Annotated in this window: 20 protein-coding genes; 10 read left to right on the forward strand and 10 right to left on the reverse strand. The window is 61.8% G+C overall.

Annotated features, from left to right (window positions below; translation table 11 throughout):
- Positions 1-98 precede the first annotated feature (98 nt).
- Positions 99-974: a 3-hydroxybutyryl-CoA dehydrogenase gene (locus tag NCHU2750_RS16810; protein WP_119941552.1), complete on the forward strand. Its 876-nt coding sequence runs from the start codon at positions 99-101 to the stop codon at positions 972-974.
- An 11-nt stretch (positions 975-985) separates the two neighbouring features.
- Here NCHU2750_RS16810 and NCHU2750_RS16815 read toward each other — a convergent pair whose 3' ends face one another.
- Both NCHU2750_RS16815 and tlpA read right to left on the reverse strand, forming a co-directional pair.
- Positions 986-2,812, reverse strand: coding sequence for a tetratricopeptide repeat protein (locus NCHU2750_RS16815; protein WP_119941553.1), 1,827 nt, complete (start codon positions 2,810-2,812; stop codon positions 986-988).
- 156 nt (positions 2,813-2,968) lie between these two features.
- Positions 2,969-3,652 (reverse strand): thiol:disulfide interchange protein TlpA, encoded by a 684-nt coding sequence (gene tlpA / locus NCHU2750_RS16820; RefSeq protein WP_119941554.1) that lies wholly within the window; start codon positions 3,650-3,652, stop codon positions 2,969-2,971.
- A gap of 24 nt (positions 3,653-3,676) precedes the next feature.
- On the opposite strand from tlpA, the gene argH reads away from it, so the two are divergent.
- From argH to NCHU2750_RS16840, 4 genes are all read left to right on the forward strand, one after another.
- Entirely contained in the window at positions 3,677-5,077 is a 1,401-nt protein-coding gene (gene argH, locus NCHU2750_RS16825; RefSeq protein ID WP_119941555.1) for an argininosuccinate lyase, read from the forward strand.
- A gap of 114 nt (positions 5,078-5,191) precedes the next feature.
- Positions 5,192-5,395, forward strand: a complete 204-nt coding sequence (gene lptM, locus NCHU2750_RS16830; protein WP_119941556.1) for an LPS translocon maturation chaperone LptM — start codon at positions 5,192-5,194, stop codon at positions 5,393-5,395.
- Positions 5,396-5,410: 15 nt separating this feature from the next.
- The gene (gene lysA, locus NCHU2750_RS16835) at positions 5,411-6,679 is read left to right on the forward strand and encodes a diaminopimelate decarboxylase (protein ID WP_119941557.1); all 1,269 of its coding nucleotides are present in this window, start codon (positions 5,411-5,413) and stop codon (positions 6,677-6,679) included.
- 146 nt (positions 6,680-6,825) lie between these two features.
- The gene (locus NCHU2750_RS16840) at positions 6,826-9,600 is read left to right on the forward strand and encodes a TIGR02302 family protein (protein WP_119941558.1); all 2,775 of its coding nucleotides are present in this window, start codon (positions 6,826-6,828) and stop codon (positions 9,598-9,600) included.
- Between the two features lie 64 nt (positions 9,601-9,664).
- Here NCHU2750_RS16840 and NCHU2750_RS30960 read toward each other — a convergent pair whose 3' ends face one another.
- From NCHU2750_RS30960 to NCHU2750_RS16860, 5 genes are all read right to left on the reverse strand, one after another.
- Positions 9,665-10,183 (reverse strand): IS630 family transposase, encoded by a 519-nt coding sequence (locus NCHU2750_RS30960; protein ID WP_245480270.1) that lies wholly within the window; start codon positions 10,181-10,183, stop codon positions 9,665-9,667.
- Positions 10,184-10,223: 40 nt separating this feature from the next.
- Positions 10,224-10,619 carry a winged helix-turn-helix domain-containing protein gene (locus NCHU2750_RS30965; RefSeq protein WP_245480271.1) on the reverse strand — a complete coding sequence of 132 codons (396 nt, stop codon included), beginning with the start codon at positions 10,617-10,619 and terminating at the stop codon, positions 10,224-10,226.
- Between the two features lie 324 nt (positions 10,620-10,943).
- Positions 10,944-11,321 carry a response regulator gene (locus tag NCHU2750_RS16850; protein WP_119943444.1) on the reverse strand — a complete coding sequence of 126 codons (378 nt, stop codon included), beginning with the start codon at positions 11,319-11,321 and terminating at the stop codon, positions 10,944-10,946.
- A 152-nt stretch (positions 11,322-11,473) separates the two neighbouring features.
- Positions 11,474-12,016, reverse strand: a complete 543-nt coding sequence (hpt, locus tag NCHU2750_RS16855; RefSeq protein ID WP_119941559.1) for a hypoxanthine phosphoribosyltransferase — start codon at positions 12,014-12,016, stop codon at positions 11,474-11,476.
- A 65-nt stretch (positions 12,017-12,081) separates the two neighbouring features.
- On the reverse strand, positions 12,082-12,849 hold the full coding sequence (locus NCHU2750_RS16860; RefSeq protein WP_162939664.1) for a hypothetical protein: 768 nt from the start codon (positions 12,847-12,849) through the stop codon (positions 12,082-12,084).
- 158 nt (positions 12,850-13,007) lie between these two features.
- Here NCHU2750_RS16860 and ftsE point away from each other — a divergent pair, with 158 nt between their 5' ends.
- The 4 genes from ftsE to NCHU2750_RS16880 all read left to right on the forward strand — a co-directional run bounded on the left by ftsE (position 13,008) and on the right by NCHU2750_RS16880 (position 16,379).
- Entirely contained in the window at positions 13,008-13,667 is a 660-nt protein-coding gene (gene ftsE, locus NCHU2750_RS16865) for a cell division ATP-binding protein FtsE (RefSeq protein ID WP_119941561.1), read from the forward strand.
- Between the two features lie 82 nt (positions 13,668-13,749).
- Positions 13,750-14,700 (forward strand): cell division protein FtsX, encoded by a 951-nt coding sequence (locus NCHU2750_RS16870; RefSeq protein ID WP_119943446.1) that lies wholly within the window; start codon positions 13,750-13,752, stop codon positions 14,698-14,700.
- Positions 14,701-14,769: 69 nt separating this feature from the next.
- Positions 14,770-15,504 (forward strand): YdcF family protein, encoded by a 735-nt coding sequence (locus tag NCHU2750_RS16875; RefSeq protein ID WP_119941562.1) that lies wholly within the window; start codon positions 14,770-14,772, stop codon positions 15,502-15,504.
- An 83-nt stretch (positions 15,505-15,587) separates the two neighbouring features.
- Positions 15,588-16,379, forward strand: coding sequence for a lysophospholipid acyltransferase family protein (locus tag NCHU2750_RS16880; protein ID WP_119941563.1), 792 nt, complete (start codon positions 15,588-15,590; stop codon positions 16,377-16,379).
- On the opposite strand, the gene NCHU2750_RS16885 is transcribed toward NCHU2750_RS16880, so the two are convergent.
- Positions 16,364-16,906 carry a gamma-glutamylcyclotransferase gene (locus NCHU2750_RS16885; RefSeq protein WP_119941564.1) on the reverse strand — a complete coding sequence of 181 codons (543 nt, stop codon included), beginning with the start codon at positions 16,904-16,906 and terminating at the stop codon, positions 16,364-16,366. The genes NCHU2750_RS16880 and NCHU2750_RS16885 overlap by 16 nt on opposite strands.
- 48 nt (positions 16,907-16,954) lie before the next feature.
- On the opposite strand from NCHU2750_RS16885, the gene NCHU2750_RS16890 reads away from it, so the two are divergent.
- Positions 16,955-17,962 carry a DUF2125 domain-containing protein gene (locus tag NCHU2750_RS16890; RefSeq protein ID WP_245480272.1) on the forward strand — a complete coding sequence of 336 codons (1,008 nt, stop codon included), beginning with the start codon at positions 16,955-16,957 and terminating at the stop codon, positions 17,960-17,962.
- 54 nt (positions 17,963-18,016) lie between these two features.
- Here the strand turns inward: NCHU2750_RS16890 and NCHU2750_RS16895 are convergent, their stop codons facing one another.
- Both NCHU2750_RS16895 and hisC read right to left on the reverse strand, forming a co-directional pair.
- Positions 18,017-18,946 carry a prephenate/arogenate dehydrogenase family protein gene (locus NCHU2750_RS16895; protein WP_119941566.1) on the reverse strand — a complete coding sequence of 310 codons (930 nt, stop codon included), beginning with the start codon at positions 18,944-18,946 and terminating at the stop codon, positions 18,017-18,019.
- Positions 18,946-20,052, reverse strand: a complete 1,107-nt coding sequence (hisC, locus tag NCHU2750_RS16900; protein WP_119941567.1) for a histidinol-phosphate transaminase — start codon at positions 20,050-20,052, stop codon at positions 18,946-18,948. The genes NCHU2750_RS16895 and hisC overlap by 1 nt, the downstream gene beginning before the upstream one ends.
- Positions 20,053-20,076: the final 24 nt, after the last annotated feature.

The raw sequence follows: 20,076 nt of genomic DNA on the forward strand, positions 1-20,076 counted from the left end.
GAATAGAAAAAATGCCGAGCCGCAACACGCGGCCCGGCATTTTCAATAAAGAGCGCGCGCAAAACAAATGCGGGCCTGGCAAGGGAGCGGGTAAGGCTATGGCCATGAAGAATATCGGCATCGTCGGCGCAGGTCAGATGGGCTGCGGTATTGCGCATGTATCCTCGCTCGCCGGCTACAAGGTACAGATCTACGATCTGGCGGCCGACCGGATCCAGGCGGCACTGGCAACCATCAACGGAACGCTTGCCCGCGCCGTATCGAGCGGCAAGCTGACCGACGAGGAGCGCAATGCAGCCCTCTCCAAGATCTCCGGCTCCGACAACGTCAACGATCTCGCCGCCATGGACATCGTCATCGAAGCCGCGACCGAGGACGAGAGCGTCAAGCGCAAGATCTACGCCCATGTTTGTCCCGTATTGAAGCCGGAAGCGCTGCTCGCGACCAACACCTCGTCGCTGTCGATCACCAGGCTCGCTTCCGCGACCGACCGCCCCGAGCGCTTCATGGGTATTCATTTCATGAACCCGGTGCCGGTGATGAAACTGGTCGAACTGGTGCGCGGCATCGCCACCGACGAGCCGACCTTCAGGGCCGCCAAGGAATATGTCGCCTCGCTCGACAAGACCGTCACCGTGTCGGAGGATTTCCCCGCCTTCATCGTCAACCGCATCCTGTTGCCGATGATCAACGAGGCGATCTACACGCTCTATGAAGGCGTCGGTTCCGTGGATGCGATCGACACCGCCATGAAGCTCGGCGCCAACCACCCTATGGGACCGCTGCAGCTTGCCGACTTCATCGGCCTCGATACCTGCCTGTCGATCATGCAGGTTCTCTATGACGGCCTGGCGGACAGCAAGTACCGCCCCTGCCCGCTTCTGGTGAAATATGTCGAGGCCGGCTGGCTCGGCCGCAAGTCCGGCCGAGGCTTCTACGATTATCGCGGCGAGACCCCGGTTCCCACCCGCTGATCAGAGGCGGCTCAGGAAGCCGCCCTGCTCTGTTCGACCCGCGCCTGCAGCATCCGCTCGAACGCCCGCTTGATCGCGTAGACATGCGGGTCCTTGTATTCGAAGCCCTTGTTGCGAAGGTGAATGAGCATTGTCGCATTGACTTCGAAGATCACCACATTGCCGTCGTGGTCCAGTCCGCAATCGATGCCGAAATAATCGAGCCCGACGCGCCGCTGGATTTCGGCAAGCACCGCCATCTGCCGCTCGCCGAAATAGCGTTCGGGATGATTGAGGAAATCTTCTTCCTCATGCCGCATCCATTCGATCTCGGCCATCCGGGTCGAAGCATGGTGGACTTTCCAGACATCGCCGATCGCCAGGTGATAGGGCAGGATCTCACCGCCGACGAAAATGAAGCGGTACTTGCGGAAATGCCCGTCCTTCGAGCTGTAGTCGACATAGTGGGTAAGGTAGAGCGACTGGTCACCGGCCTCTCCGGCAAATGCTACGAGCGTATCGGCATCAGCCACCAGTTCCATCATCTCCCCACCATGGAAACCGCTCTGCCGCACGATGACCGGCAGCGGCGGCGCCTCGCTTCGGCGGACGGCTGCGACGAGATCCGCGGGCATCACCTTCTTCGTCACCGGCATGACGGCGTTCGGCAGGTCTGCCAGCAGTTCGGCGATCGACTCGCGATTGGTTCCCGCAATCAGTGTCGGATGGTTGACCACCGGCAAGGAGAGGAGGTCCACCATCTCCCGCGTGGCATCGATCGTGTCGAGCCCGCGATCCGGCTCGGCAACGAGGTTAACGATGATATCCGCTCCGATATCGAGCTTTGCCGGATCATGGCTGTAGCCGGGAATGACGACGAAGAGGTCGGCGTCGAAAGGGGCACCCTTGATCAGGTCTTCATAGGGTGTGTTGCCGCCGACAGGCGAGAACAGCATCAGGGCGTGCAATTTAGCCGGTTGCGTCGCGGCCGGATAATGTCGGGCGGCGCCCATAGCCGCCACCTGACGGAAGCAGATTTTCGCCGCCTCCACATTGCCTAGCATCTGCTCGATACTGCCGCAGAGCAGCAGGACCTCGCGATCACTACCATCCAGCCTCAGGGCCTGCTGTGCGCAGAAGAGTGCTTCTTCGGGCCGGTCTAGGTCACGCAGCGCCAGCGCCTTGTTGTAAAGGGCCGTAAAATCGTCCGGAGCAAGGGTCAGGCCACGATCATAGGCGAGAAGCGCTGCGGCATTCTGGTTGCAATGCTGCAGCAGCGTGCCGAGACGAATCCAGCAGGCGGCATTTTTCGGCCTAGTCTTGCAGCTCTCGCTGGCAGCGGCAATGGCCCCGTCCATATCGCCGCGTGCCTTGAGCAGCTCGATGCGCTTTCCCTCGGCAAGCGCATGCTGGGGATCGAGCGCAAGCACTGCGCCGAAACCCTCCAATGCCTCGTCGAACCGCTTCATGTCGGCGAGAAGCAGCGCCCGCCTGTAAGTGAGGTCGACTTTGTCTCCCTGCCCCGAAGCAAGGATCATCGCGTAGCAGGAGAGCGCGCGCTCGAATTCACCATTGGCGTGACAGGCCTGGCCAAGCCCGCGGATCACCTGCGGATCGCCGGGACTTACCACCATCGCGGCCTCGAACCAGTTCACGGCCTCCTGGGTCTTGCCGGTCTGCAACATCAGGAAGGCCAGCGTGCTGCATGCGGCCGGATGACGGCGCACCGCATCCGACCAAGAGAGCAGAAGATCGATTGCTTCCTGGTAGTGACCGGCGCCCATCAGCGCGCTGGCCTGGCTGACGGCGGACGAGAAGGCCGCCTGATCATCGGGCTGCGAAGAAAGTAACTGATGCATGAAATCGACTTCTGGCGGGAGTAAATCTGGCGCAAAAATCCCCGTCCGGGCTTGCGCAAGGCTGTCCAAAACCCTGCGTGGAAATCTCTGGCGCTTACTCTGCCAAGCCTCAACCGAGGCGCGCAGATTGACGCATATCGGACCGTTTTGGCCGTTTCACGAGCCGATCGCCGCCTTGACCAGTGCGGCTGCGTCGGGGCTGTCCCAGGCCGCGGGACCGTTCATAGACGAGATGAGGCAACCCTTTTTGTCGAGGATCAGCGTCGCCGGCAGACCGAAAGCAAGCCCTTCCTTCTTCACCGCGTTGAAGACACCCATCGAACTGTCGCGATAAAAGCCGAGCCGATCGATCTTGTAGTCCTCCAAGAATTTTTTCGGCTTCTCGTCGCTGCCGGTATCGATATTGACCGCGACGACCTCGAAATCCTTGCCGCCCATCTTCACCTGAAGCGCGTTGAGTGCCGGCATCTCTTCCCGGCACGGCACGCACCATGTAGCCCAAAGATTGACCAGCACCGTCTTGCCCGAAAGATCCGCGGTCTTGATATCCTGCCCTCCGGGGCCTTTGAACGCCAGATCGATGCGTCGCGGCGGCTGTGCCTCGACCATCGCCGCCACCTGCCCCCTGGAGAAGCCGGCAACCGATTTCGCCAGTTCGGCCGAGCCTTCGCACTGCCCGGCAGAGGCCGTCAGAAGACTGCCCCCACCCTGGCCGCCCTCGCCATTGCCAGACCCCATGCTCGTCACGTATACCGCCACGGCACCGGCAAGGATCCCCGCGACGGCGGCAATCACGATCAATCGGACGGACGGAAGGCCAAGCGGTCTTTTGGACGTCATCAATCACTCCAGGACTTGAGCACAATGGCCGACAAGAAGGACGCGACCTCTTCCAACCAGATGTGGGGCGGACGCTTCGCTTCCGGGCCGGACGCGATCATGGAGGAGATAAATGCCTCGATCGGTTTCGACAAGAAGCTCTATGCCCAGGATATTCGCGGCTCGATTGCCCATGCCACCATGCTGGCCGAAAAAGGCATCATTTCGCGCGAAGATAAAGACAAGATCGTCGAAGGTCTGAACACGATCCTGTCAGAAATCGAAAGCGGCCAGTTCGAGTTTTCCCGCAAGCTCGAAGACATCCACATGAACATCGAGGCGCGACTGGCAACGCTGATCGGCCCGGCCGCCGGACGCCTGCACACCGCCCGCTCGCGCAATGATCAGGTGGCGCTCGATTTCCGCATGTGGGTCAAGGAGGAGCTCGCCAAGACCGAGAAGATGCTGACGGCCCTGATCGCAGCCTTCCTCGATCGCGCCGAGGAACATGCCGAGACGGTCATGCCCGGCTTCACCCATCTGCAGACCGCCCAGCCGGTCACCTTCGGCCACCATTGCATGGCCTATGTCGAAATGTTCGGCCGTGACCGCGCCCGCGTGCGCCACGCGATCGATCACCTGGACGAAAGCCCAATCGGTGCCGCAGCCCTTGCCGGCACCGGCTTCCCGATCGACCGCCACATGACGGCAAAGGCCCTCGGTTTCCGCGAACCGACCCGCAACTCGATCGACACCGTCTCCGACCGCGATTTCGCGCTGGAATTCCTCTCCGTCGCCGCCATCTGCGCCGTCCACCTGTCGCGTCTCGCCGAAGAGATCGTCATCTGGTCGACACCCCAATTCGGCTTCGTACGCCTGTCGGATGCCTTCTCCACCGGCTCTTCGATCATGCCGCAGAAGAAGAACCCTGATGCCGCCGAACTGGTACGCGCCAAGACCGGCCGTATCAACGGTTCGCTCGTCGCGCTGCTGACGATCATGAAGGGCCTGCCGCTCGCCTATTCCAAGGATATGCAGGAAGACAAGGAACAGGTCTTCGACTGCGCCGAGAACCTCGAACTGGCGATTGCCGCCATGACCGGCATGATGCGCGACATGACGATCCGCACCGACCGCATGCGCGCCGCCGCGGGCTCCGGCTATTCTACCGCCACCGACCTTGCCGACTGGCTGGTGCGCGAGGCTGGCCTTCCCTTCCGCGATGCCCACCACGCCACCGGCCATGCCGTGGCGCTGGCGGAAAAGAAGGGCTGCGACCTTTCCGAACTGTCGCTGGAAGAGCTTCAGGCGATCAACCCGGCAATCACCGAGAAGGTCTTCGACGTGCTGACCGTCGACGCCTCCGTTGCCAGCCGCCAGAGCTTCGGCGGCACAGCACCGTCCGAAGTCAGAAAGCAGATCGCCTACTGGCGCAACAGGAACTGAACCACCACATCTGGCCTATGTCCCAGATGCAGGAATAATCACTGCACAAGCGCGCGGAACTTCGCTATGAAAGTTTCGCCGCCTGTCAGCATCTGCGCCGGAGAAGAGAAAAGAATGTCGAAGTCGCTGGTCAAATTTGCCCGCATCACCCTTGCGCTGAGCCTTGCCGGCGTCATTGTCACCGGCTGTGGCCGCAAAGGCGACCTGGACCGCCCGAGCACGCCGCTCGAACAGCAGAACGTGCGCAAGAGCGCCAAGGACGAAGGCAAGAAGCAGCCCGTGCCGGACCGCCCCTTCATCCTCGACAAGCTCCTGTAATTCCAGAGACCTGACGTGAACCATTTCCAGTATATCGACGGCGTGCTGCACGCCGAAAACGTCGACATTCGCGATATCGCCAAGGCGGTAGGCACCCCCTTCTATGTCTATTCGACGGCAACGCTCGAGCGTCATTACAAGGTTTTCGCCGCCGCGTTTTCCGATGTCGACGCGATGGTCTGCTATGCGATGAAGGCCAATTCCAATCAGGCGGTGCTGAAGACGCTCGGCCGCCTCGGCGCCGGCGTCGATGTCGTTTCGGGTGGTGAGCTGCGCCGTGCGCTGGCTGCCGGTATCCCCGCAAGCCGCATCATGTTCTCCGGCGTCGGCAAGACGGTTGCCGAAATGGATCTGGCGATTTCCGCCGGCATCTACTGCTTCAACGTCGAATCCGAGCCGGAACTGGAAGTGCTGAACCTGCGCGCCGTCAAGGCCGGCAGACGAGCGCATGTTTCCTTCCGCATCAACCCGGATGTCGATGCGGGCACCCATGCCAAGATCTCGACCGGTAAAAAGGAAAACAAGTTCGGCATCGCCTATGAGCGTGCCCGCGGCGTCTATGCCCATGCCGCCACGCTTCCCGGCATCGAAGTGACCGGCATCGACATGCATATCGGCAGCCAGATCACCGAGCTGGAACCGTTCGAACATGCCTTCCGCCTGCTGCGCGAACTGGTCGACGCGCTTCGCGGCGACGGCCATACCATCGACCATGTCGATATCGGCGGCGGCCTCGGCATCCCCTACAAGGACGACAAGACCCCGCCGCCCCTGCCGGATGCCTATGCGGATACGGTCAAGCGCCAGCTGCGCTCGCTCAACTGCAGGATCGTCACCGAGCCGGGCCGCCTGATCGTCGGCAATGCCGGCATTCTGGTGACCGAGGTCATCTATGTGAAGGATGCCGGCGAAAAGACCTTCGTCATCGTCGATGGCGCCATGAACGATCTCATCCGCCCGACGCTCTACGAGGCCTACCATATGATCCGCCCGGTCGTCGTACCGGCGGCCGATGCGCCGCGCATCAAGGGCGATGTCGTCGGCCCGGTCTGCGAGACCGGCGACTATCTGGCGCTTGACCGCGAAATGGCCGAGCCGAAGCCGGGCGACCTGATCGCCGTGGCCTCCGCCGGTGCTTACGGTGCCGTCCAGGCCGGAACCTACAATTCCCGCCTTCTTGTGCCGGAAGTTCTGGTCAAGGGTCCGGAGTTCCACGTCATCCGCCCGCGCGGCACCTATGACGAGCTTATCGGCCTGGATTCCGTACCGGCCTGGCTTGCCTAAGCCTTCATTTCCCGCATAGCGCGACCTTCACTTTTGCGGGAAAATGCCCAAAATTTGGGGGCTGGCGAAAGCCTGCCCTCGTCTTCGCCACAAACATCGCTATTGTATAAGCTTGATTTGCGCCGCCACGAGTGGAGACGGACCGCATGAGCTTAACCCGCAAAGGTGCTTTCGAGACGCATCCCGCGCTTGCGCGCCGGGTAGCGCTGAAGCGTTCCTTTGCGCGTACCGTGCTCTTCTTCGAACGTCTGCTCCCGCTCGCACTGGCGCCGGTCGGCATTGTTGCCCTGTTCTTCGCCTTTTCCTGGTTCGGCATTTTCCGCATCGCGCCGGACTGGCTTCGCTGGATCCTTCTGGCGATCTTCGCGCTCGGTCTCGTCTTCACCCTCTATCCGCTGGCCCGCATCCGCTGGCCGAGCGTGTCCGAAGGCGATCGTCTGCTCGAAGACCGCAACAACCTTCCCCACCAGCCGGTCGGCGTGCAGGAAGACGAGCCGGCCTTCGAGACGCCCTTCTCGCGTGCCTTGTGGAAGGAACACCAGATCCGCATGGCCGAGCGGATCGCCGCACTTGATACCGGCCTGCCACAGCCGGATATCGCACGCCACGACCGCTACGCCCTGCGCTCCATACCGGCGCTGCTCTTCGTCGTTGCGCTCGCCTATTCCGTCTCCAATGGCGGCGGCAGCCTCGGTGATGCCTTCGCCCCCGCTCCGCCCTCGGCCAGCGTCAATCCCGACCTGAGGATCGATGCCTGGCTGACACCGCCCTCCTATACCGGACGTGCACCGATCTTCCTCACCGGCCAGCAGGCGCAAAACGCCGGCGGCACCATCTCCATCCCGCAGAACTCAGCGCTGACCGTGCGCGTTACCGGTGGCGAGGGCGAAGAAGCCGTGGTCTATACGACCGCAGCCGACGGCAAGGCCGCGACGCTCGAGACCGACGAAGCCAAGGCGGCTGCGAAAAAGGCTGCCGAGGCCAAGCAGGGCGCTGCATCCCAGCCCTCTGCCCAGCCCGCCGCTCAACAAACTGCTTCATCGCAGACGGCAGCCAATGACAAGCCGGCCAGCCCGCCGCCCGCCCTGCAGGCGGCACAGGGGGCGAGCCAGACTGTGCCCCCGCGCAACTATTCCATGTCGGTCGGCGAAAGCGGCAAGCTCTCCGTCAATGGCGAGAACTGGACCTTCAACGTCATCCCCGACCGTGCGCCCGAAATCGCCTTCGAAGGCCAGCCGAAGCGTTCGGTCAACGGTGCGCTGGAAATCGGCTTTCGCGCAAGGGACGACTACGGCATCCGTGAGGCCCACGCGCTGATCGAACCGGCCGACCCGCAGGACCCGGCGGCAAAGCCGCTCTATCCGCTGCCGGAATATAGGCTCGACCTGCCGCGCCAGACCCGCGGACAGGAGATCAAGGGGCTGACCAGCCGCAGCCTGATTGAGCATCCGCTGGCCGGAAAGCGCGTCCGCATCACGCTTGTGGCAACCGATGGCGCCGGCCAGACCGGCCGCAGCCCGCCCTATGAGATGGTCCTGCCCGGCCGCAGCTTCTCCGAGCCGCTGGCAGCAGCCGTGGCCGAGGAACGCCAGGTCTTTTCGCTCGATACCCGCCAGATGCCCCAAGCGATCGCGCTCAACGAGGCGCTGACCATTCGCCCCGACGAGACCATCCCCAACCTCAGCCACTTCCTGCTGATCCGCTCGGCGCTGGAGCGCATGAAGCTCGCGAGCGGCGATGAGGAAATGAAGAAGACGGCCGATTACCTCTGGGAAATCGCCCTCGGCATCGAGGACGGCGATCTGTCGCTGGCCGAACGGCGCCTGCGCGATGCCCAGCGCAACCTTTCCGAAGCACTGCAGAATGGCGCAAACGATCAGGAAATCTCCCGCCTGATGAAGGAAATGCGCGATGCCATGCAGCAATACATGAAGGAACTCGCCCAGCGCATGCAGAACGCGCCGCGCGGCCAGAACAACATGCAGGCGCAGAACGTCATTCGCCAGCGTGACCTGCAGAACATGATGGACCAGATCGAGAACCTGGCCCGCTCCGGCAATCGCGATGCCGCCCAGCAGATGCTCAACGAATTGCAGCGGATGATGAATAACCTGCAGGCCGGCCGGCCGCAGCGCGGCCAGCAGGGCCAGCAGCAGCAGAGCAGCCAGATGCGCCAGCAGATCGACAAGCTCGGCGAGATCATGCAGGAACAGCAGAAGCTGATGGACCAGACCTTCAAGCTGGACCAGGCGATGCGCGACCGCATGCAGCGCGGCGATCCGGACGATCAGGGCGAAGGCGACGACCAGCAGCAGTCACAACAGGGCCAGCAAGGACAGCAGGGTCAACAAGGACAGCAGGGCCAGAACGGCCAGCAGAACACCGACCAGATGACCGCCGAACAGCTTCGCGAGGCGCTCAAGAACCTGCGTGCCCAGCAGGAAGGCCTCGGCAAGAAGCTCGGGGAATTGCAGAAGGGTCTGAAAGGCCTTGGCATGCAGCCCGGCGAAGGCTTTGGCCAGGCCGAGCGTGAAATGGGCAATGCCGGTCAGGCGCTTGGCGAGGGCCAGGGCGAACAGGCAGTCCAGGGCCAGGGCAATGCGCTCAACGCGCTGCGCCAGGGCGCCCAGAACATGATGCAGCAGATGATGCAGGCCATGCAGGGGCAACAGGGCCAGCAGGGGCAGGAAAACGGCCAGGGCGAAGGCATGGCCAATCAGGGTGGCCAGGACGGACGCGACCCGCTCGGCCGGCCCCGCTCGACCTCAGGTCCCGATTTCGGCGATCAGGTCAAGGTACCGGACGAAATCGACGTCCAGCGCGCCCGCGAAATCCTCGACGCCATCCGCAACAAACTCGGCGGCACGCTGTCGGGCGATGCGGAACGGCAATATCTGGAACGCTTGCTGCAAACCCAGTGAGCCGGACGACGATCCCCTCACCAACAAAATCTAAGACTTAGCCTTTGGCTAAAGCGTGTCGCATCTATTCGGCCTCATAGCCTGCTGCCTTGAAGAAGTTTCGGCATTCAGCGACTGAGAAGAGGCTGACGATATCGCCGAGCGCTTGGCTTATTGTATCGAAGCTGCGTGCGGCCCGCTTTCGCAGAAGCGCCTTGAGTTTCGAGAAGGCCATCTCGATGGGGTTCAGGTCCGGGGAATAGGGTGGCAGGAATAGAAGCCACGCTCCCTTTTGTTTGACCAGTTGTTCAGCTCGTTCGCTTTTGTGGAAGCCGACATTGTCGAGGATGACGACGTCGCCGGGCGACAGTGTCGGCGCAAGTTGCGTTTCGATCCATGTTTCGAAGATACGGCTGTTCATAGGTGCGTTGATGATCCATGGCGCAGTCCGGCCATAGGATCGCAGACCCGCAATGAAGGTCTGGGTTTTCCAGTGACCGAATGGGGCATAGGCGGTAAAACGGCTGCCTTTGGCAGACCATCCGGTGCGCTTTGTCAGGCGGGTGTTCGTCGAAGTCTCATCGATAAAGATCAGCCGCGACAAGGCCTTGTTGAAGAACGACTTTCGGCGGTTGATCCACAGATCACGCGCCCTGGCGATCTCCGGTCTGCGCTGTTCGCTTGCCTTGAGGCTTTTTTTTATTGCTCAGCCCAAGCCGGTGCAGAAACCGGCCAACTGTCGCACGATGGACTTCGATACCGCGCTCTGCGAGTTCGACACACAGCTCATCCAAGGTCACCTCACCATGGGCCGCCACGCGGTCGCTGATCCAGTCTTCATGGGCCGAAAGCTTGCTATGGCCAGGCGGATGGCCCTGCCTGGCTGCAGCAAGCGAACCAGATGAACGGTGCAGGATCATCATGTTATTGACGAACCGAGGCGAAACGCGGAAATGCCGCGCCGCTTCCCGGTTACTATTACCTTCATTCACAAACGCAACGACACGCTCACGCAACGCGATCGGATGCGGCTTGCCCATGGTGCTCTCCTTCCATGGGCAAAGTGAAACACAGATCACACAAAACGGGAATCCCGAATCCGGTTAGCCGCGACACGCTTTAAGATCTTGATTGCCCTCGCGCGGGACGCGCTCCGGCCTTTGTTCGCTAAAATCGACTTTATCGATTTTTGGACTTCGTCCAACGCTCCAAAGCCTCTCCCGCAGGGGGAGAGGTAGCGCACCGAGCAAGCCTCCTCGGCATCTCTCCCCTTGCGGGAGAGAAAGCGATTTCAACATCTTAGCCAAAGGCTAAGTGTTAGAAATCGCAAGAGAGGGGATAATGTCTTTAAGAGACCGAAAACCTCACGCCGCCCGGCTGGTCGCCCCTGCAAGCGCCATGGCGACGGCCTTGCGGATATCCGGCAGCGCGAATGGCTTCGGCACGACATCGACGATCTTGGCGGCGAGATCGTCGGCACGTTCCCGCTGTTCGGCATAGCCGGTCATCAGCAGGATCTTCATCTCGGGAAAACGGGCAGAAGCCTGATGGGCAAGCTCGATCCCGTCCATCACCGGCATGCGGATGTCGGATAAAAGCAGGTCGTAGGAGCCTTCGTCGAGCCGCTCCAGGCCCTCGGCGCCGTCACCGGCTTCAAACGTCTCATGGCCATCCAGGCGCAGCGCGCGGGCAACGAAGCGGCGAAGGGATTCCTCGTCTTCGGTAATCAGGATTCTGGCCATAGCGATCATCGCTCCCTCTGTTTCATTTCGGGAGCAAATGACCAGACTTTCCTTTTCGAGGAGTAAACGCCACCCCTACCGCGGCCTCGGATGGTTAACGCCTTGCGACCGCAACCGGGCTAATTCCTGTACCCGGCCGCCGTCCTTGAGCCTCAGGCATCGCCCTTGACCACGCCGACGAAAGGCAGTTCACGGAAGGCATAGGCCGCATCCATGCCATAGCCGACGACGAAATAATCCGGGCATTCGAAACCGACATAATCGGCTTCCAGTTCTTCCTTGCGCTTGACGCTCTTGTCGAGCAGGACGGCGATCGTCACGTTGCGGGCACCGCGCTCGTAGAGCAGTTCCTTGGCAAATTTCAGCGTCCGGCCGGATTCGAGAATATCATCGATCAGGAGGACGTCGCGGCCATGCACATCGCTGTCGATATCTTTCACGATGCGAACGCCCTGCGACACCGTGCCCGTGCCGTAGCTCGACAGCGTGATGAACTCGACTTCCGGCGCAAGCCCGGTTTCATGCAGCGCCCGGATGAGATCGGCGGCGAAGATGAACGAGCCCTTGAGGATCGCGATGACCAGCAGGTCTTTCACCGGGCCGGCCGCGATCTCGGCCGCGATGGCGTGGTTACGTTCCGCGATCTGCTCTGCGGTGAAAAGCGGGTCTATCTGCTTGCCGCGCACGATGGGCATGAGGCTCTCCTGCATGTCTCTCAAAGCATGGGCGATAGCACGAGAGACAGTATCAGAGAAAGGAGCTAGGCGCCGCGCGGCACCAGCGACAGTCGCAAATCCGGAAGTTTTCCACCGGGATGGGGCACACGGGCCGAAAACCCATAGCTTTGCCCGCCACCGATCTGTGCGGCAGCCGTGGAAATCAGCGTGGTCGCGACCACCGTGTTGCCGGAGACGAGGTCGGCGCGGATCACCGGCATGGCGAGCTTTCCATGCGTGCGGTTCTCGACGATGCCGTTGATCAGCAACACCCGCATGCCATTGGCATCCTGCGGCGTCATCGTCACATGGGTGATGTCGATCGGCTGGGCCGGCGGCACGGGCTTGGTGCCCGGGATCAGCGAAAAGCCGCCGAACAGCATGAACACGGCAACGACCGCCACTGCGACCGTGGCGATGAACATGTCGGCCGGCATCTTGAGAAGCTTGGTCTCGATCAAGCCGGCCAAACCGCTTCCAAGACCGCTCGCAAGACCGGCGGAAGCCGGCTTGCGGGCCGCGACGGCAGAAACCTCGGCGCGCTGGCGGCTTCGGAAGGCATGCACCGTTCCATCCTGCGGCGCCCGATATTGGGAGGACCTGTCACGCACCGTTTCGAACTCGGCATCGACGACGTCTACCGGCCGGCGGAAATGCAGAACCTTCCCCCTCGCCTCTTCGGGCGGGAGAATGTCGATCACGGCCTTGGCGCTGGCCTGCTGGCGGTCGTGGTAGGTGCCCATCGCGCTCTCTCCGTCCGCCTCGCCGGGGCCGCTTCGATCCCATGAATCAAGCGTGAAGAGGTCGGGCATTGAAACAAGTTCCCGCCAGTCGTAAACTAATATGGTTAACGCTTTCCAAATCCGACCAGAAAATCGTGCTTTTGACTGCTTGATTTACCTTTCGTTTACGCGCGGCGTTAAGAAGATAGCCGTTCGCTAGCGTTGCAAATGCCAGGACAAGGTCTCCGGTGATCCATTTCGAAAATGTTGGTCTGCGTTACGGCATGGGCCCGGAAATTCTTCGGGATATGACGTTCGACATTCCGAAACGTTCCTTCCAGTTCCTCACCGGGCCTTCGGGCGCCGGCAAGACGAGCCTGCTGCGCCTTCTGTTCATGTCGCTCAATCCGACCCGCGGCATCATCCGCATGTTCGGCCGCGATCTTTCGCAGATCCCGCGCGGCGAATTCCCGATGCTGCGCCGCCGCGTCGGCATCGTCTTCCAGGATTTCCGCCTTCTCGATCATCTGACGACCTACGAGAACGTCGCCCTGCCCTTGCGCGTCCGCGGCAAGGATGAGGCCTCCTATCGCAATGATGTGATCGACCTGTTGAAATGGGTCGGCCTCGGCGAGCGCATCAATGTCCTGCCGGCAGTCCTGTCCGGCGGCGAGAAGCAGCGTGCGGCGATCGCCCGCGCCCTGATGGACCGGCCGGAAATATTGCTTGCCGACGAACCGACAGGTAACGTCGATCCGCCGATGGCGCGCCGGTTGCTGAGCCTCTTTCTCGAACTCAATCGCCTCGGCACGGCCGTGGTCATTGCCACCCACGATCTCGCGCTGATGGATCAGGTCGATGCGCGACGGATGATCCTGACCGAAGGGCGGCTCGACATCTATGAATGAGGCAGGCCGAGTGAAGCAGCCAGCGCTTCAGGATGACACGCAACAGGCCGGCGGCGGCGAGGGCTCACCGCGCCGTGCACCCATGCGCGTGCGCCCCACGGGCCCGATCCTGCCGCCGTCGAACATCCAGGGCAACGCCCTGATGGTCGTCATCGCAATCATGGCCTTCCTCGCCTGTCTGACGCTTGGCGCCGTCAGCATGGTGCGCGCCACGGCGGCCGGCTGGCAGAGCCAGATTTCCCGCGAGATCACCATCCAGATCAAGCCGTCCGACGGGCTAGACATGAATGCCGCGCTGCAGAAGGCGAAAGATATCGCGCTGAGCTTCGTCGGCACCAAATCCGGCACGATCATGGATGACGAGGCAACCGCGAGACTGCTCGAGCCCTGGCTCGGTTCCGACCTGAAACTCGACGACCTGCCGGTGCCCCGCCTCATCATCGTCACCATCGACGAAAGCAATCCGCCGGATTTCGCCGCCATGCGCGACCTGTTGAAATCGGAAGTGCCGCAGGCCTTTCTCGATGATCACCGCACCTGGGTCGACCGCCTCGTCTCCATGGCACGCACGACGGTCTGGATCGGCACAGGCGTGCTGATCCTCGTCTTTACCGCCATGATCCTCACCGTCATCTTCGCCACCCGCGGCGCGCTTTCCGGCAACAGGCACATTGTCGAGGTGCTGCATTTCGTCGGCGCGGAACGCACCTTCATCGCCAAGGAATTCCAGAAGCATTTCCTCAAGATCAGCCTGAAGGGATCGGCGATCGGCAGCGTGCTCGCAGCACTTCTGTTTGCCACGGCAAGCCTCTGGCAATCGAATTTCCGCGCCACGCCGGAGAGCGATCAGGCGACGGCACTTTTCGGCTCCTTCACCATCGACTGGAGCGGCTATCTCGGCATCTTCGCCACCATGCTGATCATCGCCCTGCTGACCACCGTGACCGCCCGCTTCACCGTGATGCGCACGATCGACGAAATAGACCTGGTGCGCTCCGACCCATCGAGATCGGATGGCCTGCCGCCATCATGACAATCGGTCATATTCCCGATATCGTTTGCGGGACTATGCTTTGCCTTAATCTGCGACTAATGACGGACCATGAGATTCGGCCGGAGCAATCGCTGGACGTCTGAAGACCGCCCTCCGGGTCGGCGAGGATTCTGGCTATTGTCGCGCCACAGCCTGCTGCGGCGTTTCGCCAGGCGCCTCGTTCTCCTGGCTTTCATCGGCATAGCCATCCTCGTCGGCGGCTTCCTCTGGTTCGCCGATTCGGTCTCCTCGCTGCGCGCGCCCGACGGCGTGAAGGCTGACGCGATCGTGGTCCTGACCGGCGGCTACCTGCGCATCGAGCAGGCCGTCGGCCTGCTGCGGGACGGTGCCGGCAAGCGGCTCCTGATTTCCGGCGCCCATCCCTCGACCACGCCGACCCAGATCCGCAGGACCACCCAAGGGTCGGCGGACCTCTTCAAGTGTTGCGTCGATATCGGCTATGACGCCATCGACACGATCGGCAATGCCAATGAGATTGCCCGCTGGATCCACGATCACGATTACAAGTCCGTACTCGTCGTCACCAACAATTACCACATGCTGCGCAGCCTGCATGAGCTGCGCCGGGTCGATCCGGTCACGCAATTCATCCCCTATCCGGTCATCACCGCAGATCTAACCCGCCGTGCCTGGTTTACCGAGCCGGATACGCTGCGCACCATGCTGGGCGAATATGCCAAGGTGGTCCTGTCCGCTTTCCGCGACTGGCTCGGCTTCGAGCGCTGGAGCGGGCTGCGCACCGATGAGGAAGAACAGAAGGAAAAACAGGCGACCGACTCCTGACCCTCTTGCCCTGCAGTCGGGCAAGACCTCTTTTTTCCGGCGGAAATCTCGTGTAGGCAACGCCTGTTCAAGAGGACGCCAACATGCTTCTGCTGCGCTCGGTGCTGTTCAACACCGCCTTCTATCTCAACACCATCGCCCGCATGATCGTGCTCTCGCCGATCTATTTCGTCATGCCGCGCAAGCCTGCCTATGCGATCCCCAAAGCATGGGCCGCATCCTGCAACTGGCTGATGGCAAAGATCGTCGGGGCGACGTTCGAGATCGAGGGCCTTGAAAACGTGCCCGAAGGCGGCTGTATCTTCGCCCCCAAGCATCAATCGGCCTGGGATACCGTGGCGCTTCTGCCCTACCAGCGCGACCCGGTCTATATCCTGAAGCGCGAACTGATGTGGATCCCGCTCTTCGGCTGGTATGCGGCCAAGCAGAAGATGATCCCGGTCAATCGCGGCGCTCGCGGCAAGGTGATGATCGAGGTGATGAAGCGCACCCGCGAGGAAATGGCCGCCGGCCGCCAGCTCATCATCTACCCGGAAGGCACCCGCCGCGCACCGGGCGCCGAACCCGAATACCGCTACGGCATCGCCCGCATCTATCGCGACGTGAAGGTGCCTGTCGTGCCGGTGGTCGCCCATTGGGGCTTGTTCTGGGGTCGCCGCAAGCTCATCAAGCATCCGGGCCATTTCAAGGTCCGCATCCTGCCGGCAATTCAGCCCGGCATGGATCCTGACGCCTTCTACGCCCACCTGATCGACGTTCTCGAAAAGGCGAGCGACGAACTGCTGGTCGAGACGGTGAAGGCCAATCCGCACCTGCCGCTGCCGCCGACGGCCGTCAAGCGGCTCGCCGAACTCAAGGCTCAGTCGGCGGACTGACGGCCTTCCGCCTTACTCACCGCGTCTGCCACGGCTTCCAGCCACAAATCGCGAATGCCCATTTTCTTCAGATGGGCAACGGTGTTGATCACATAAGCGTCATTGGGGCCTGACTGGCCGTGTGACCTGAGCACGATTTTGGCGGCTTCTTCGACATCGAGGCTGCCGGCATATTGAACATGGTTCCGATCGACGACATAGGCCACGGCCTTCACCCGCCGTCCGTCCGGCAAGCCGATCGGCAGGATCCTTTCCAGATAGACATTGGTGATCAATTCCCGCTTGCGCAGGTAATCCAGCGCATCGTCGCGCTCTTCCGCCGCCACCCGAAACGCCACGCCCCGGCAGGAACCTCCACGATCGAGCCCCATGACGAGACCAGGATTTTCCTCGGTGCCGCGATGCGCGGTGGACCAGATGCAGAGCGAGCGGCGAAATCCGTGGACACGCGCCGCCTGCCGCTCAACATAGGGGAAACCCGGATTCCACATCAGTGATCCGTAGCCAAAGACCCAAAAATCGTCCATATCGCACGCCATGCATCGCCTGTTCTTGAGCGGCACCAATGGGAGAACATGATGGCAGCGTCAAGCCGAACCGGCACCAGCAAGGCAATATGGTGGATTGCTGGTACCGTCGTCGTCGTTATCGCGCTTTATACGGCAGGCTGGTTCTATACGGCCTCGATATTGCGGGAGAAAACCCTGCTTCTTCTCGGCAGTCGCTCGGATGCCGGCATCTCGGCCTCCTGCGACGATGCCGAATACCGCGGCTTCCCCTTCCAGATCGGGCTCTACTGCACCCGGGTGGACGTCGATGACAACGTCAACGGTATTTCCGCAAGCTTCGGCGCCCTGCGCTCGTGGACCCACGTCTACAATCCCAAGCACATCTTCTGGGAACTCGATTCGCCCTCCGAGATCCGCACCAGCAACGGCCTGACGGTATCGACCAGCTGGCTACTGCTGAAGTCCAATCTCATCACCAAGCTGAAGGGCATCGAGCGTAGCACGATGACGCTGGAAAAGCCGAAGACGACCATCGTCTCCTCGGCAACCGGCCAGACATTCGACATCGCGGCCGATCAGGCCGAGATCAAGCTTCGCCAGGATGGTGCCGATCTCAACGCCTCGATCGCCCTTGAGAACGCCACGACGACGGCCAAGGGCCTGCCGCAGCTTCTTCCGCCGACGACCACCAGCATCAGTGTCAACTTCGAAAACCGCGCCGGTGTGCTCGACGGCAGCGACCGTGGCGGCCTTGCACTGCGCGGCTCACAGGGGCGGTTGCGCGAATTCAAGGCGGATCTCGGCCAGGGCCAGGTACTGACCCTATCCGGCCCCTTTTCCTTCGATGATCAGGGCCGCATGTCGGGCAAGCTGAAGCTGAGGATGGAAGACATTCCGGCCTGGCAAAAGAGCCTGACGGCCGCCTTCCCGGATCTTCAATCGACGATCGGCACGGCGGCGAACATGCTTCAGGCGCTCGGCGGCGGATCGAAGGCCTCGCTCGACATCACCATCCGCCGCGGCAAGGTATTTGCCGGCGGCCTGATCCCGATCGGCGAAATCCCGCCCGTCTGAACGATAGGAGAACCGAAGCCGCAACCGGCTTCGGATACCATTTCGAAAGCTGGGTTATTTCTTCGCATCCAGCGCGTGGCGGCCGAAATCCGGCGCATCCACATCCTGACCCGCCTGGACGATGGAGCGGCGGATCGCCCTTGTGCGGGTGAAGAGTTCGAACAGCTTGTCGCCCTCGCCCCAGCGGATCGCCCGCTGCAGATAGGCAAGATCCTCGGAAAACCGCGACAGCATTTCCAGGATCGCATCCTTGTTGTGCAGGCAGACATCCCGCCACATGGTGGGGTCGGATGCCGCCAGACGGGTAAAGTCGCGAAAGCCGGAAGCCGAATATTTGATGACTTCCGATTCTGTCACAGTGCCGAGATCGTCCGCCGTGCCGACGATATTATAGGCGATGATGTGAGGCAGGTGCGAGACGATCGCCAGAACCTTGTCATGGTGCTGCGGGTCCATCTCGTCGATGCGCGAGCCGAGCGCCATCCAGAACGCCTTGAGTCGATCGAGCGCACCGGGATCGGTATCCGGCAGCGGCGTGAAGATGCACCAGCGATCGCGGAAAAGCCCCGCAAAGCCTGCATCCGGACCGGATTTTTCCGTACCCGCCAGCGGATGGCCCGGAATGAAATGAACGTTGTCCGGCATGTGCGGCGCCATCTGCGCGATGACCGATGCCTTGGTCGAGCCGACATCGGTGACAATCGCGCCGGGCTTCAGCGAGCCGGCAATCTGCTGGGCAACCGCTTCCGAAGCGCCGACCGGCACCGAGACGATGACGAGATCGGCATCCCTCACCGCATCGGCGGCCGACACCGTATACTCGGTGCCGAGCTCCAGCTCTTCCGCCCGTTTCAGCGTTTCTTCGCTGCGCGTCGAGACGACCACATGTTTCGCCAGCCCGAGCTGCTTGACGTCGCGGGCGATCGAGGAGCCGATCAGGCCGATACCGATCAGCGCGATCCGCTCGAAATGCACGTCGCTCATCATTTCCGTCCCATGAACTCGCCGAGCGCCTCGATGACGCCGCGATTAGCCTCTTCCGAGCCAACGGTCATCCTGAGCGCGTTCGGCAAGCCGTAGCCCTTAACCGCCCGCAGGATATAGCCGCGGCTCGTCAGGAATTCATCGGCATCCGGTGCCCGCTTGCCATCGACATCGGGGAAGTGGATCAGCACGAAATTGGTGACCGAAGGCGTGACCTTGAGACCGATCGCCTCGAACGCATGGTTGAGCTTGTCGAGCCACAGCGTATTGTGTTCGACGGCCTCGACGATGAAATCCTGATCGCGCATGGCGGCAGCACCGGCAGCGATCGCCGGCGCATTCATGTTGAACGGACCACGCACGCGGTTCAGCGCATCGAGAATGCCGGCCGGGCCGTACATCCAGCCGATACGCAATGCGGCAAGACCGTAAGCCTTGGAGAAGGTGCGGCACATCACGACATTCTTGTTCTGCGAAACGAGTTCGACACCCGCCTCGTAGTCGCTCTTGCGCACATATTCGGCATAGGCGGCGTCGAGAACGAGGATGACATTCTTCGGCAGGCCGGCATGCAGGCGGCGGATATCGGCAACCGGCACATAGGTCCCGGTCGGATTGCCCGGATTGGCGATGAAGACGAGCTTGGTCTTCTCCGTCACCGCGCCGAGGATCGCGTCGACATCGACCGTGTATTCCTTCTCCGGCACTTCGACAGCCTTGGCGCCGGCGCCCATGATCTGGATCTTGTAAACGAGGAAGCCGTGCTGGGTGATGATCGCCTCGTCGCCCGCGCCAAGATAGACGTGACACAGTAGACCAAGCAGTTCGTCGGAACCGTTGCCGCACATGATGTTGGCGACGTTGAGCCCGTGCACCGAGGCGATCGCCTCGCGCAGTGCCAGCGCCTGCCCGTCAGGATAGAGCTCAAGATGGCCGGCCGACTGGCGGAAAGCCTCGATGGCCTTCGGGCTTGCGCCGAGCGGGGTCTCGTTGGAGGAAAGCTTGAACACACGAGCGACGCCCGGAGCATGTTCCTTGCCGGGCACATAGGCGGCGATATCCAGAATGCCTGGACGCGGAACGGGCTCACTCACAACGATGCTCATCGGATCAACCTTCTCGGAAATGCC

Origin of the sequence: Neorhizobium sp. NCHU2750 (assembly GCF_003597675.1) — a bacterium.
Taxonomy (GTDB): domain Bacteria; phylum Pseudomonadota; class Alphaproteobacteria; order Rhizobiales; family Rhizobiaceae; genus Neorhizobium.